Origin of the sequence: Cellulomonas sp., assembly GCF_017744555.1 — a bacterium.
GTDB lineage: Bacteria > Actinomycetota > Actinomycetes > Actinomycetales > Cellulomonadaceae > Cellulomonas.
In genome coordinates, this window is the sequence record NZ_JAGIBD010000013.1 from 110542 (window position 1) to 124551 (window position 14010).

At 72.4% G+C, this 14010-nt stretch carries 13 protein-coding genes; 5 read left to right on the forward strand and 8 right to left on the reverse strand.

Annotated features, from left to right (window positions below; all coding sequences use genetic code 11):
* Window positions 1-297 precede the first annotated feature (297 nt).
* The 5 genes from scpB to J7523_RS10880 form a co-directional block, all read right to left on the reverse strand.
* Window positions 298-960, reverse strand: a complete 663-nt coding sequence (scpB, locus tag J7523_RS10860) for an SMC-Scp complex subunit ScpB (RefSeq protein ID WP_291886115.1) — start codon at window positions 958-960, stop codon at window positions 298-300.
* Entirely contained in the window at window positions 957-1910 is a 954-nt protein-coding gene (locus J7523_RS10865) for a ScpA family protein (protein WP_291886118.1), read from the reverse strand. The genes scpB and J7523_RS10865 overlap by 4 nt, the downstream gene beginning before the upstream one ends.
* Window positions 1894-2760: an AAA family ATPase gene (locus J7523_RS10870; RefSeq protein WP_291886121.1), complete on the reverse strand. Its 867-nt coding sequence runs from the start codon at window positions 2758-2760 to the stop codon at window positions 1894-1896. The genes J7523_RS10865 and J7523_RS10870 overlap by 17 nt, the downstream gene beginning before the upstream one ends.
* Window positions 2761-2836: 76 nt before the next feature.
* The gene (locus J7523_RS10875) at window positions 2837-3793 is read right to left on the reverse strand and encodes a site-specific tyrosine recombinase XerD (protein WP_291886124.1); all 957 of its coding nucleotides are present in this window, start codon (window positions 3791-3793) and stop codon (window positions 2837-2839) included.
* A 16-nt stretch (window positions 3794-3809) separates the two neighbouring features.
* Window positions 3810-4763, reverse strand: coding sequence for a heme o synthase (locus J7523_RS10880; protein ID WP_291886125.1), 954 nt, complete (start codon window positions 4761-4763; stop codon window positions 3810-3812).
* Window positions 4764-5124: 361 nt separating this feature from the next.
* On the opposite strand from J7523_RS10880, the gene tkt reads away from it, so the two are divergent.
* The 5 genes from tkt (at window position 5125) to pgl (ending at window position 12364) form a co-directional block, all read left to right on the forward strand.
* Window positions 5125-7293, forward strand: a complete 2169-nt coding sequence (gene tkt / locus J7523_RS10885; protein ID WP_291886128.1) for a transketolase — start codon at window positions 5125-5127, stop codon at window positions 7291-7293.
* A 61-nt stretch (window positions 7294-7354) separates the two neighbouring features.
* A complete protein-coding gene (gene tal, locus J7523_RS10890; protein ID WP_291886132.1) occupies window positions 7355-8491 on the forward strand; it encodes a transaldolase in 1137 nt (378 codons plus the stop codon).
* Window positions 8488-10026 carry a glucose-6-phosphate dehydrogenase gene (gene zwf, locus J7523_RS10895; protein WP_291886135.1) on the forward strand — a complete coding sequence of 513 codons (1539 nt, stop codon included), beginning with the start codon at window positions 8488-8490 and terminating at the stop codon, window positions 10024-10026. Before tal ends, zwf begins: the two co-directional genes overlap by 4 nt.
* The gene (locus tag J7523_RS10900; RefSeq protein WP_291886138.1) at window positions 10023-10940 is read left to right on the forward strand and encodes a glucose-6-phosphate dehydrogenase assembly protein OpcA; all 918 of its coding nucleotides are present in this window, start codon (window positions 10023-10025) and stop codon (window positions 10938-10940) included. The genes zwf and J7523_RS10900 overlap by 4 nt, the downstream gene beginning before the upstream one ends.
* On the forward strand, window positions 10937-12364 hold the full coding sequence (gene pgl, locus J7523_RS20615) for a 6-phosphogluconolactonase (RefSeq protein ID WP_363266843.1): 1428 nt from the start codon (window positions 10937-10939) through the stop codon (window positions 12362-12364). Before J7523_RS10900 ends, pgl begins: the two co-directional genes overlap by 4 nt.
* 70 nt (window positions 12365-12434) lie before the next feature.
* Here pgl and J7523_RS10915 read toward each other — a convergent pair whose 3' ends face one another.
* From J7523_RS10915 to tpiA, 3 genes are all read right to left on the reverse strand, one after another.
* Window positions 12435-12782 (reverse strand): RNA polymerase-binding protein RbpA, encoded by a 348-nt coding sequence (locus J7523_RS10915; RefSeq protein WP_203758380.1) that lies wholly within the window; start codon window positions 12780-12782, stop codon window positions 12435-12437.
* 13 nt (window positions 12783-12795) lie between these two features.
* Window positions 12796-13041 carry a preprotein translocase subunit SecG gene (gene secG, locus J7523_RS10920; protein ID WP_291886144.1) on the reverse strand — a complete coding sequence of 82 codons (246 nt, stop codon included), beginning with the start codon at window positions 13039-13041 and terminating at the stop codon, window positions 12796-12798.
* 172 nt (window positions 13042-13213) lie between these two features.
* Complete coding sequence (tpiA, locus tag J7523_RS10925) at window positions 13214-14008, reverse strand: triose-phosphate isomerase (RefSeq protein WP_291886145.1); 795 nt, start codon at window positions 14006-14008, stop codon at window positions 13214-13216.
* Window positions 14009-14010 lie beyond the last annotated feature (2 nt).

Below are 14010 nucleotides of genomic sequence, written 5' to 3' on the forward strand. Positions count from 1 at the left end.
CCCGCGGCGCGCTCGCGCCGGTCGACCCGGCACCGCCCCGTGAGGCACCACCGGCGGACCCGGCAGCGCCGCGCGACGCGCCGGTGCCGCTGCGCCCCGCGCCGCCCGACGGACGACCGCCGGCCTGGCCGCCTGACCGCGCACCGGCCGAGCCGCGACCGGAACCGCTCCGCCCGGCACCGCTCTGGCCCGACCCGCTCTGGCCCGACCCGCGCTGTCCCGAGCCTCCGGCGCCACGTCCACGTCCGCTGCCCTGGCTGCCGCCCTGGCCCGCGCCCCCGCGCCTGTCCTGCGCGCTCATCTGCTGTCTCCGATCGCCTGGTCGACGCCCTCGAGCCCCTCGATGTCCGGGAGGTAGGGCGCGAGCGGGGGCAGCTCGTCCAACGAGGACAGGCCCATCCGCTCCAAGAAGTATCCCGTGGTCGCGTACAGGACGGCGCCACTGCTCGGGTCCGTGCCGATCTCCGCGACGAGCCCGCGTGCCGTCAGGGTCCGTACGACGCCGTCGACGTTCACGCCGCGCACCGCCGACACCTGCCCCCGGGTCACCGGCTGCCGGTAGGCGATCACGGCGAGCGTCTCGAGCGCCGCCTGCGTGAGCCTCGCCGTCTGACCGTCGACGACGAACCGCCCGACCACGTCCGCGTACGGCGACGCCGAGTAGATCCGCCAGCCCTCCCCCGCGCGACGCAGCTCGAACCCGCGCGGCCGGCCCCCGAGCTCACCCCGGTACTCCGCGGCGAGCTCGTCGAGCAGCGCCTCGACGCGGGCCGTGGGCAGCGCGAGGACGGTCGCGAGGCGCAGCGCCGGGATCGGCTCGTCGGCGACCATGAGCACGGCCTCGAGCGCGGCGAGCGCACCGCCGGGCAGGTCGTCGACGTCGAACGCGAGCTCGTCCGCCTGTGGCGGGACGGCGTCGGCCTCGACGTCCGGGTCGGTCGCCTCGTCGTGCTCGGTCATGCGTCGTTCCCCTCGTGCGGCGTGCTGTCGTCCCCCGTGAGGGCGTCGGCGCCGGCCTCGCGCGCGTCGGGCTCGTTCGGGCCCGTCGCGGTCGTGTCCAGCTGGTCGAAGTCGTCGGACACCTCGATCTCACCCTCCGCCGACCCCGTCCAGCGCACCGTGAGCTCCCCGAGCGGCGTGACCTGGTCGAACCCGACCGCGCCCTCCCGGAACAGCTCGAGCAGCGCGAGGAACCGCGCGACGACGACGATCGTGGAGCCGGCGTCCGCGGTGAGCGTCCGGAACGACGTCGCTCCCCCGTGCCGCAGCCGGTCGACGAGCACCGCGGCCTGCTCGCGGACGCTCACGGGCGGTGCGTGCAGGTGGCTGATGTCGACGCCGGGCGGAGCGGGCTTGGGCTGCGTGGCGCGAGCAGCCAGCGCCGCAAGCTGGTCGGGCCCGATCTGCCAGACGAGCTCGGGCAGCAGGGCCGCGAGGTGCGGCTCGAGCTCGACGACTCGTGGGTACCGCCGACCCTCGGTCGCGAACCGCTCGGCGAGGTCGGACGCGACCCGCTTGTACGCCCGGTACTGCAGCAGCCGCGCGAACAGCAGGTCACGCGCCTCGAGCAGTTCGAGATCCTCCGCGTCCTCGACCTCGGCGGACGGCAGCAGCCGCGCGGCTTTGAGGTCGAGCAGGGTCGCGGCGACGACGAGGAACTCGCTGGCCTGCCCGAGGTCCCACTCGTGCTCCTTGGCCCGGATGTGCGCGATGAACTCGTCGGTGACGCGCGCGAGCGCGACCTCCGTGATGTCGAGCTTGTGCTTCGCGATCAGGCCGAGGAGCAGGTCGAACGGGCCGCTGAAGTTGTCGAGGTGGACCTCGAAGCCGTGCGTCCCCGCCGGAGCGGGCTCGTCGACGGTGACCGGGTGCTCGGGCGTGGCCGCGCGCTCGTCAGGCGGCGTCGCCACGGGCGACGAGCTCACGGGCCAGCTGGCGGTAGGCCGCCGCACCGCTGTGCGTCGGTGCGTACGTGGTGATCGGCTCGGCGGCGACCGTCGCGTCCGGGAACTTCACCGTGCGGCCGATCACGGTCTGCAGCAATGTGTCGCCGAACGCCTCGTGCACACGCGCCACGACCTCGCGGGCGTGCAGCGTGCGCGAGTCGTACATGGTCGCGAGGATGCCGTCGACCTCGAGGCGGGGGTTGAGCCGGTCGCGGACCTTCTCGATGGTCTCGACGAGCAGCGCGACACCGCGCAGCGCGAAGAACTCGCACTCGAGCGGGATGAGCACGCCGTGCGCGGCCGTCAGCGCGTTCACGGTGAGCAGGCCGAGCGACGGCTGGCAGTCGACGAGGATCACGTCGTACTCGTCGAGCACCGGACGCAGCGCGCGGGCCAGCACGGTCTCGCGAGCGACCTCGCCGACGAGCTGCACCTCGGCTGCGGACAGGTCGATGTTCGCGGGGAGCAGGTCGAGGTTCGCGTTGTCGGTGGAGCGGATGACGGCGTGGATGTCGGCGTCGCGCTCCATCAGCAGGTTGTAGACGGTGCGGTCGAGCTCGTGCGGGCTCACGCCCAGGCCGACGGAGGCGGCACCCTGGGGGTCGAAGTCGACGACCAGGACGCGGCGGCCGTACTCGGCGAGCGCAGCACCGAGGTTGATCGTGGTGGTCGTCTTGCCGACGCCACCCTTCTGGTTGCACATCGCGATGACGCGGGCCGGACCGTGTGACGCCAGCGGCGTCGGGTCGGGGAACTCGGGCAGCGGACGTCCGACGGCGTCGAGCTGCGGTTCGGTCGTCTGCTGGCTCACCACGCGGGACAACCTACCGGAGGTGGACGCGCTGCGACGGTGCGACAGACCGCGTGTGCCGGAACCGTCCCGATCGTGCTCAGAGCGCGCGCGGGTGCGCCGCGACGTAGACCTCACGCAGGGTGTCCGGCGTCACGAGCGTGTAGATCTGCGTGGTGGTCACGGAGGCGTGGCCGAGCAGCTCCTGGACCACCCGCACGTCGGCCCCGCCGGCGAGGAGGTGGGTCGCGAACGAGTGCCGCAGCGTGTGCGGCGAGATGTGGTCGGCGCCCGCCAGGCCCGCGCGGTTCGCGGCCGTCCGGAGCACCGCCCAGGCGCTCTGCCTGCTCAACCGGTTGCCGCGGGTGTTGAGGAAGACCGCCGACGTGCCCCGGCCGGCGCCGGACAGCACCGGCCGCGACCGGACCAGGTACGCCTCGAGGGCCTCCAGCGCGAACGAGCCGAGCGGCACGACGCGCTCCTTGCTGCCCTTGCCGAGCAGGCGCACCGACGACCGGCCGGGCGTGCGGTCCACGTCGTCGACCGCGAGGCCGACCGCCTCGGAGATGCGCGCCCCCGTCGAGTAGACGACCTCGAGCAGTGCCCTGTCGCGCAGCGGCACGGGGCCGTCGCCGAGCCCGGCGGCGTCCAGCAGACGCTCGACGTCCGCGACGGAGATGGCCTTCGGCAGCCGCTTGGGCTGCGCCGGCGGCCGCACCGCACCGGCCGCGTCCGCCGCCGTGACGCCGTCCAGCACCAGGAAGCGGTGCCAGCCACGGACCGCGACCACCGCCCGGGCGGCCGACGAGGCGGACAGCGGCGCGCGGTCGTCCGCACCCGTGCGCACCGCGACGACGAAGTCCTCGACGTCCCGTTCCGCGATGTCTCCGGGGGCCGCCCGGCCGAGCCCGGTGAGGAACGCGACGTACCGCTCGAGGTCGCGGCGGTACGCGGCCAGGGTGTTGGCGGACAGCCCGCGCTCGACGCTCAGGTGCGCCAGGTACCCCTCGAGGGCGCCGCGCAGCTGCCCGTCGGGGTGCTCCACGTCGCCGGCCATCGCACCCGACCGCGGGTCAGAGCGGCAGGAACACGTCGACCGCGATCGCGACCGACAGCAGCGTGAGGTACGTGATCGACGCGTGGAACACGCTCATCGCCTTGAGCTTGGGGTGCTCGGGGTCCTTCGCGCGCCGCAGCAGGCCGATGCACGACCACAGGAACCAGACGCCGAGGACCGTCGCCAGGACCGCGTAGACCCACGTCATGTGCGCGACCGGCACGAGCAGGAGCGTGCAGGCGATCATCGCGAGCGTGTAGAGGATCATCTCGCGCGCGACCTTGGTGTCCTTCGCGACCACCGGCAGCATCGGCACGCCGGCCCGGGCGTAGTCGCCGCGGAACTTCATCGACAGCGGCCAGTAGTGCGGCGGTGTCCAGAAGAAGATGACCCCGAACAGCAGCACGGCCGCCCAGCCGACGCCACCCGTCACGGCCGACCAGCCGATCAGCACCGGCATGCAGCCGGCGGCGCCGCCCCACACGATGTTCTGCGGCGTGCGCCGCTTGAGGATCATCGTGTAGCCGACCACGTAGATGAGGATCGCGAGCGCCGTCAGCATCGACGACGCGGGGTTGACGAGGAACCACAGCCAGGCGAGCGAGACCACACCGAGCGCGAGCCCGAACACGAGCGCCGCCCGCGGTGTCACCTCGCCGGTCACGATGGGCCGCCGCTTGGTGCGGTTCATGACCTGGTCGATGTCACGGTCGATGTAGCAGTTGAGGACGTTGGCCGATCCGGCCGCCGCAGCGCCGCCCACGAGCGTGGCGAGCACGAGCCACAGGCTCGGCATGCCGCGCTCCGCGAGGATCATCGTGGGCACCGTGGTCACCAGCAGCAGCTCGATGACGCGCGGCTTCGTCAGCGCGACGTACGGCCCGACCGTGCCGAGCACCCGTCGCCACGGAGAGGGGCTGGTCTTCGGCGCCGGCTGCACGGTCGCCCTGGCCCCCGGGGTCGGCAGCATCGACGCTCCGGCGTCGTCGACTGACAGGGGGCTGCTGAGGCGCACGCGCTGCGGTTCCGTTCGTTCTGCGGCGGGGATGACTGTCGCGCTGCCATGCTACGGCCTGCCGTGATGCTCGCAGGGCCGCAGCGCCTGTCCAGCCGGTCAGGTGGCGTGTGAGTTCGGTCGCTCGTCGCGACCCGTGGTCAGTCCCGTCGCCCTTCCCCCAGTGCGATATAGGCTCGACGGGCACGGACCGTCGACCGTTCCCCGCTCCCCGACAGCGAGGGCACGGCGCACGTCCGGCCCGGCGCCCCGTCGAGGGTGCCCGATCACGTCTGACACGACGCCCGGCCGGTGGCACGGGTGGGAATGAGGTGCTGTGAACGCGAAGGCCCCCCTGGCTCAGACAGTCGGATGGACCGACCTCGACCTGCGTGCGGTCGACACGGTGCGTGTCCTCGCGGCCGACGCCGTCGAGAAGGTCGGCAACGGGCATCCGGGGACGGCGATCAGCCTGGCCCCCGCCGCGTACCTGCTCTACCAGAACGTGCTGCGCCACGACCCGAAGGACCCGCACTGGCTCGGCCGTGACCGGTTCGTCCTGTCGGCCGGCCACTCCTGCCTGACGCAGTACATCCAGCTCTACCTGGCCGGGTTCGGCCTGGAGATCGAGGACCTGCAGGCGCTGCGCACATGGGGCTCCAAGACCCCCGGCCACCCCGAGTACCGCCACACGACCGGTGTCGAGATCACGACCGGCCCGCTCGGCCAGGGCCTGGCCTCGGCGGTCGGTTTCGCCATGGCGCAGCGCCGTGAGCGCGGCCTGCTCGACCCCGACGCAGCCCCCGGCACGAGCCCGTTCGACCACTACACGTACGTGATCTGCTCGGACGGCGACCTCCAGGAGGGTGTCACGAGCGAGGCCTCGTCGGTCGCCGGCACGCAGGAGCTCGGCAACCTCATCGTGCTCTGGGACGACAACCGCATCTCGATCGAGGGCGACACCGAGATCGCGTTCACCGAGGACGTGCTGGCCCGCTACGAGGCGTACGGCTGGCACGTGCAGTTCGTCGACTGGACCGCCGGCGGCGAGTACCGCGAGGACGTCGACGCGCTGGCCGCGGCGATCGAGGCCGCGAAGGCCGTCACCGACAAGCCGTCCTTCATCGGCATCCGCACGCTCATCGCGTGGCCGACGCCCACCAAGACGAACGACCACTCCTCGCACGGCTCGAAGCTCGGCAGCGAGGCGATCCGCGGCCTCAAGGAGATCCTGGGCTTCGACCCGGAGCAGACGTTCGAGGTCGACCCCGAGGTCCTCGCGCACACCCGGTCGCTCGCGGACCGTGCCGCCGAGGACCGTGCGGTGTGGCAGAAGTCGTTCGACGCGTGGCGCGCCGCCAACCCCGAGAACGCCGAGCTGCTGGACCGGCTCACCGAGCGCCGCCTGCCCGAGGGCTGGGAGGACTCGCTGCCGGTGTTCCCCGCCGGCAAGTCCATCGCGACGCGTGCCGCGTCCGGCGAGGTGCTGTCGGCCATCGGCCCGGAGCTGCCGGAGCTGTGGGGCGGCTCGGCCGACCTGGCCGGCTCGAACAACACGACGATGAAGGGCGCCTCGTCCTTCATCCCGGCGAAGCGCTCGACGCACGAGTTCGCGGGCGACGAGTTCGGTCGCACGCTGCACTTCGGCATCCGCGAGCACGGCATGGGCGCGATCCTGTCCGGCATCACGCTGCACGGCCTGACCCGCCCGTACGGCGGCACGTTCCTGCAGTTCGCCGACTACATGCGCGGCTCGGTCCGTCTCGCGTCCCTGATGGGGGTGCCGGCGGTGTACGTGTGGACGCACGACTCGATCGGTCTCGGCGAGGACGGCCCGACCCACCAGCCGGTCGAGCACCTCACCGCGCTGCGGGCGATCCCGGGCCTCACGGTCCTGCGTCCCGCGGACGCGAACGAGACCGCCCAGGCGTGGAAGGCGATCCTCGAGCACACCGACGGCCCCGTGGGCCTCATCCTCACCCGGCAGAACGTCCCGACGTTCCCCCGCGGTGTGGACGGCTTCGCCTCGGCCGAGGGGCTCAAGCGCGGCGCCTACGTGCTGCTCGAGGCGTCGACGGGTACGCCCGAGGTGATCCTCATCGGCACGGGTTCCGAGGTGCAGCTCGCGGTCGCCGCCCGCGAGACCCTCGAGGCCGCCGGCATCCCGACCCGCGTGGTGTCCGCGCCGTCGCTCGAGTGGTTCGCGGAGCAGGACGAGGCCTACCGCGAGTCGGTCCTCCCCCGCGCCGTGCGCGCCCGGGTCTCGGTCGAGGCGGGCATCGCCCTGTCGTGGCACAAGATCGTGGGCGACGCCGGTCGCTCCGTCTCGCTCGAGCACTTCGGTGCCTCGGCGGACGCCGAGACGCTCTACCGGGAGTTCGGCATCACCGCCGAGGCCGTCGTGGCCGCGGCGCACGAGTCGATCGCCGCCGCCAACGGCGACGCCGCCCCGTCGGCCTCGCAGGCGGCCCCGACCCAGAGCGGCACCGGGGACCTGCCGGCCTGAGCCGGTATGTGGCCCCGCCGCACCCGCGGGGCCGACTGCGGGAAGGAAGTGGGGAACGACCATGGCACCGAGCAGCACCCCTCTGGACCGGCTCGTCGACGCGGGAGTGTCGATCTGGCTCGACGACCTCTCGCGGGAGCGCCTGCGCACCGGCAACCTCGGCGAGCTCGTCGACAGCTCCGGCGTGGTGGGGGTCACGACCAACCCGACCATCTTCGCGAGCGCGCTGTCGAAGGGGGACGCGTACGACGCCCAGCTCCGTGAGCTGGCGGCGTCGGGCGCGTCCCTCGACGACGCCGTGTTCGCGATCACCACGGACGACGTGCGTGCCGGCGCGGACGTGCTGCGTCCCGTGTACGACCGCACGGACGGCGTGGACGGGCGCGTGTCGATCGAGGTCGACCCCCGCCTGGCGAAGGACACCGACGGCACGGTCGCGTCCGCGAAGGCGCTGTGGTCGACGGTCGACCGGCCGAACGTCTTCATCAAGATCCCGGCGACCCTCGAGGGGCTCCCCGCGATCACGGCCGTGCTCGCGGAGGGCATCAGCGTGAACGTCACGCTGATCTTCTCCCTCGAGCGCTACCGAGCCGTGCTGGACGCGTTCCTCGCGGGCATGGAGCAGGCGAAGGCGAACGGTCACGACCTCGCGCCGATCGCGTCCGTCGCGTCGTTCTTCGTGTCCCGCGTGGACACGGCGATCGACCCGCAGCTCGACGAGATCGGGACCCCCGAGGCGGCCGAGCTGCGCGGCAAGGCGGCCATCGCGAACGCGCGGCTCGCGTACGGCGTCTATCAGGAGGTCGTCGCGAGCGACCGCTGGAAGGCACTCGCGGATGCCGGCGCGCACCCGCAGCGGCCGCTGTGGGCGTCCACGGGCGTCAAGGACAAGGCCTACCCGGACACGCTGTACGTCGACGAGCTCGTCGTGGCCGGCGTCGTGAACACGATGCCGGAGGCCACGCTCAAGGCAGTCATCGACCACGGCGGGGACGGGGCCGACACGGTCACCGGCCGTCAGGACGAGGCCGCCGCGACCATCGCGCGCCTGCGCGCGGTCGGCATCGACATCGATCAGGTCACGCAGCAGCTGGAGGACGAGGGCGTGGAGAAGTTCACGACGAGCTGGGGCCAGCTCCTCGACACCGTGACCGAGGGCCTGCGCACCGCCGGTGCGTCCGCAGAGGAGGCCAGGTGAGCGCCAAGGTCGCCGAGGGGCACAACCCGCTCCGCGACCCCCGCGACCGCCGGCTCCCCCGTATCGCCGGGCCGTCCGGCCTGGTGATCTTCGGGGTCACCGGCGACCTCGCACGCAAGAAGCTCATGCCCGCCGTGTACGACCTCACGAACCGCGGCCTGCTCCCCCCGGGTTTCGCGCTCACGGGCTTCGCCCGCCGGGACTGGGCCACGCAGGACTTCGCGGAGATCGTGCACGACTCGGTCAAGGAGCACGCCCGGACCCCGTTCCGGGAGGCGACCTGGCGCCAGCTGTCCGAAGGCATCCGGTTCGTGCAGGGCACGTTCGACGACGACGACGCGTTCGACCGCCTCCGGGAGACCGTCGAGGAGCTCGACGTCTCCCGCGGCACGGGCGGCAACCACGCGTTCTACCTCTCGATCCCGCCGAGCTCGTTCCCGGTGGTGTGCAAGCAGCTCGCACGGTCCGGCCTCTCCCAGCCGTCCGACGGCACGTGGCGACGGGTCGTCATCGAGAAGCCGTTCGGTCACGACCTGAAGAGCGCGCAGGAGCTCAACGACATCGTCTCCTCGGTGTTCCGGCCGGACGACATCTTCCGAATCGACCACTACCTCGGCAAGGAGACGGTCCAGAACCTGCTGGCGCTGCGGTTCGCGAACCAGCTGTTCGAACCGATCTGGAACTCCAACTACGTCGACCACGTGCAGATCACGATGGCCGAGGACATCGGCATCGGCGGCCGGGCCGGTTACTACGACGGCATCGGCGCGGCACGCGACGTGATCCAGAACCACCTGCTGCAGCTCCTCGCCCTCACGGCGATGGAGGAGCCCGTCTCGTTCGAGGCCGAGGGCCTGCGCGCCGAGAAGATCAAGGCGCTCTCGGCGGTCCGGCTCCCCCGCGACCTGGGCAAGCACACCGCGCGCGGCCAGTACACGGCCGGGTGGCAGGGCGGCGAGAACGTCGTCGGCTACCTCGAGGAGGAGGGGTTCAACCCGCACTCCACGACGGAGACCTTCGCGGCGATCCGCCTCGACATCGACACCCGTCGCTGGGCGGGCGTGCCGTTCTACCTGCGTACAGGCAAGCGGCTCGGCCGGCGCGTCACCGAGATCGCGGTCGTGTTCAAGAAGGCACCGCACCTGCCGTTCGAGTCGACCGCGACCGAGGAGCTCGGCAAGAACGCGCTCGTCATCCGCGTGCAGCCCGACGAGGGTGTGACCCTGCGATTCGGTGCCAAGGTGCCCGGCACCGCGATGGAGGTCCGCGACGTCACGATGGACTTCGGCTACGGCCACGCGTTCACGGAGTCGTCGCCCGAGGCGTACGAGCGGCTGATCCTCGACGTCCTGCTGGGCGACCCGCCGCTGTTCCCGCGGCACGAAGAGGTCGAGCTCTCGTGGAAGATCCTCGACCCGATCACCGAGTACTGGGCGTCGAAGGGCAAGCCTGACGAGTACCGGTCGGGCACGTGGGGCCCGGCGTCCGCGGACAAGATGATGGAGCGCGACGGGCGCTCGTGGAGGCGGCCGTGATCATCAACCTGCCCGAGACGACGACGCGCGACATCAACAAGCGGCTGGTCCAGGAGCGGGACGAGGGCGGCGCCATCGCGCTCGGCCGGGTGCTCAACCTGCTCATCGACGCGGGTGCGCACGACCCCGAGGAGGCCATCGCGGCCGCCAACGACGCGAGCCGCGAGCACCCCTGCCGGGTCATCGTCATCTCGAAGGACACCAAGCAGCGGTCCGCGACGCTCGACGCGCAGATCCGGCTCGGCGGCGACGCGGGTGCGAGCGAGGTGATCGTGCTGCGACCCTCCGGCGAGCTCGACGACCACCTGGACACGCTCGTCATGCCCCTGCTGCTGCCCGACGCGCCGATCGTCACGTGGTGGCCGTTCGACGTGCCGTCCAACCCGTCCGAGCACCCCCTCGGTGCGATGGCGCAGCGCCGCATCACCGACACGTCCCAGGTCGCGAAGCCCCCGGCCGAGCTGCGCAAGCTGTCCGACGTGTACGTGGACGGCGACACGGACCTGGCGTGGACCCGAGCGACGCTGTGGCGCGGGCTCATCGCCGCGACGCTCGACCAGCCGCCGTACGAGCCCGTCCGGCGGGCCGTCGTGGTCGGTGAGTCGACGCACCCGTCGGTGGACCTCATGGCCGCGTGGCTGGCCCAGTCGCTGCGCTGCCCGGTCGACGTCGAGCGGCTCAAGGACGCGCCCGCGATCACGCAGGTGCGGCTCGAGCGTGCGTCGGGCGACATCGTCCTCGACCGCCCGGACGGCAAGACCGCCGCGCTGCGGCAGCCGAACCAGCCCGAGCACCGGATCGCCCTGCCGATCCGGCAGCTGCGCGAGTGCCTCGCGGAGGAGCTGCGCCGCCTGGACGCGGACGACGTGTACGGCGAGGTGCTGCAGAAGGGCCTCGCGAGGATCGACGCGTGACCGCGCGCGACGTCGTCGTCCACCCGGACGCGACGGTGCTCGCGGAGGCGGTCGCCGCACGGCTGCTCACCCGCCTGGTCGACGTGCAGTCGCACCGCCGCCCCGTCCACGTCGTGCTGACCGGCGGGACCGTCGGCATCGCGACCCTCGCCGCCGTCGCCGCCAGCCCGGTGCGCCACGCCGTCGACTGGTCAGGCGTGCACCTGTGGTGGGGCGACGAGCGGTTCGTCCCCGACGGCCACCCCGACCGCAACGAGACGCAGGCGCGCACGGCCCTCATCGACGCGCTGGGCGACGCACTGCCCGCCCGCAACGTGCACCCGATGCCGGCGCTCAGCGACGACGTCCCGACGCCTGAGGCGTCCGCGACGGCCTGCGCCGCCGAGCTCGCGCGCTGGTCGTCCCACGGCGCGCACGTCCCCGCGTTCGACGTGCTGCTGCTCGGCATGGGACCCGACGGGCACGTCGCGTCCCTGTTCCCGGGGCATGAGGCGCTCGACGTGGTGGGCGCGACGACGGTCGGGGTGCACGGCTCCCCCAAGCCTCCGCCGGAGCGCGTCTCGCTGACCTTCGAGGCACTCCACGCCGCGCGTGAGGTCTGGGTCGTCGCTGCGGGTGCCGAGAAGGCCGGCGCCGTCGCGGCGGCGCTCTCCGACGGCGACGTGCACGACGTCCCCGCGGCAGGAGCCCTCGGCCTCGAGCGCACCGTCTGGCTCGTCGACGTGGCCGCCGCGCAGGAGGTCGCCGCGGCTCCCCCGGCAGGCCAGGCGCTGTGGTCAGCGGTCGACGAGTACTTCTCCCCGCTCGCGCAGGAGGACGACGCACTCGTCACGGTCCGGCACAACGCCGCGCAGCACGGCCTGCCCGACATCGCCGTCACCCCGAACCAAGGTGCGCTGCTCCAGATCCTCGCCCGTTCGATCGGCGCCCGGCGCGTCCTGGAGCTCGGCACGCTCGGCGGCTACAGCACGCTGTGGCTCGCGCGGGCGCTCCCGGACGACGGACGGCTCGTGTCGCTCGAGATCGACGCGGCGCACGCCGAGGTCGCCCGCACGTCCCTCGCGGCCGCGGGAGTCGCTCAGCTGGTCGACGTCGTCGTCGGGCCGGCCGCCGAGACCCTCGACCGGCTCGCGGCCGAGGGTGTGGAGCCGTTCGACCTCGTGTTCGTCGACGCCGACAAGCAGTCGCTCGCCCGGTACCTCGACCAGGTGCTCCCGCTGGTCCGTCCGGGGGCGCTCGTCGTGGTGGACAACGTCGTGCGCGGCGGGGCCGTCATCGAGCCGCAGCACCCCGACGACCGTGTCCAGGGCGTCCGCCGGTTCGCCGAGCGCCTCGTCGATCTCCCGAGTGTCGAGGCGACCGTCGTCCAGACCGTCGGGTCGAAGGGGTACGACGGCTTCGCGCTCCTGCGCGTCAAGGACTGACCCACGCACGACGAAGGCCCTGACACCGGTGCTCCCGGTGACAGGGCCTTCGTCATGACCTGCTGCGTGCTCAGCCTCCGCGGCGGGCCCGGAGCGCGGCGAGCGCCTCGTCGAGGATCGCGGCACCGTCCTCGTCGGACCGGCGCTCCTTCACGTAGGCCAGGTGCGTCTTGTACGGCTCGTTCTTGGACGGCGACGGCGGGTTCTCCTGGTCCTGACCGGCCGGGAACCCGCACCGCGGGCAGTCCCACGTCAGGGGCGCCTCGTCGGCGGCCTCCTCCGCGAAGCTCGGCCGCGTCTCGTGGCCGTTCGCGCACCAGTACGAGATCCAGACGCGAGGAGCCGCGTCGCCGCGCTCCGCCTCGCCCATGGGACCGGCTCCGACTCGCGACCCCCTGATCGCACTTCCGCTCGCCATCGACCGGCCCCTCTCAGTCCGACACGCGCTCGAGAAGCCCGAGCAGGATGATGATGGCCGTCCAGGCCAGAGCCACGCCGACCGTGATGCGGTTGAGGTTGCGCTCCGCGACGCCCGACGAACCGGCGCTGCTCGTGATGCCACCGCCGAACATGTCCGACAGACCGCCTCCCTTGCCCTTGTGCAGCAGCACGAGCGGGACGAGCAGGAGGCTGGTCAGGACCAGCAGCACCTGAAGGGTGATGCGCAGGGCGTTCACGTCGTGTCGTTCCTCACTGGACGGGCACGTCGCGGCCGGTTGGCTGCGACGCTGCGGATGACCGCGGTACAGGGTAGGCGACGAGTGGCGGTTCGATCCACCACCGCCCACCGCTCGACCGGCAGACGGACGGGCCCCGGCGTCCCCGGGGCCCGTCCGGTCGAAGACCGGGTCAGAGACCGACGGCGTGCGCCTGGTAGCGCGCGATCTTCGCGAACTCCTCGGGGTCGAGGCTCGCGCCACCGACCAGCGCACCGTCGACGTCGGGCTTCGCCATGATCGACGCGACGTTCGACGACTTCACCGAACCGCCGTACAGCACGCGCACGGCCTGCGCCGTGTCCTCGTCGTACAGCTCGGCGAGCCGGGCACGGATGGCCTCGGACATCTCCTGGGCGTCCTCCGGCGTCGCCGTCTCGCCCGTGCCGATCGCCCACACGGGCTCGTAGGCGATGACGACGTCACGGACCTGCTCGGCCGTGACTTCGGCCAGGCCACCCTCGAGCTGGAGCAGCGTGTGCTGCACGTGGGCCGCCGCGCGGCGCGTGTCGAGGTCCTCGCCGATGCACAGGATCGGGCTGATGCCCTCCTCGAGCGCGTTGCGGAGCTTCGCGTTGACGAGCGCGTCCGACTCGTTGTGGTACTCGCGACGCTCCGAGTGACCGACGGTCACGTACGAGACGCCGAGCTTCGCCAGGAACACGGGCGAGATCTCACCCGTGTACGCGCCCGCCTTGTGCGCGGACAGGTCCTGCGCACCGTACTTGAGCTCGAGCTTGTCGGCGTCCACGAGGGTCTGCACGCTGCGCAGGTCGGTGAACGGCGGCAGGACCGCGACCTCGACGGCCGAGAAGTCGTGCTTGCCGTCGCGCAGCGCCCACGCGAGCTTCTGCACTGTGTGCGTCGCCTGGTGGTGGTCCAGGTTCATCTTCCAGTTGCCCGCCATCAGCGGGGTACGCGTCGTCACGC

Excerpts from the sequence above, each read along its gene's own strand:
- scpB (WP_291886115.1), bottom strand. The coding sequence starts at position 960 with ATGACCGAGCACGACGAGGCGACCGACCCGGACGTCGAGGCCGACGCC.
- J7523_RS10875 (WP_291886124.1), bottom strand. The coding sequence starts at position 3,793 with ATGGCCGGCGACGTGGAGCACCCCGACGGGCAGCTGCGCGGCGCCCTC.
- J7523_RS10880 (WP_291886125.1), bottom strand. The coding sequence starts at position 4,763 with ATGCTGCCGACCCCGGGGGCCAGGGCGACCGTGCAGCCGGCGCCGAAG.
- tal (WP_291886132.1), top strand. The coding sequence starts at position 7,355 with ATGGCACCGAGCAGCACCCCTCTGGACCGGCTCGTCGACGCGGGAGTG.
- J7523_RS10915 (WP_203758380.1), bottom strand. The coding sequence starts at position 12,782 with ATGGCGAGCGGAAGTGCGATCAGGGGGTCGCGAGTCGGAGCCGGTCCC.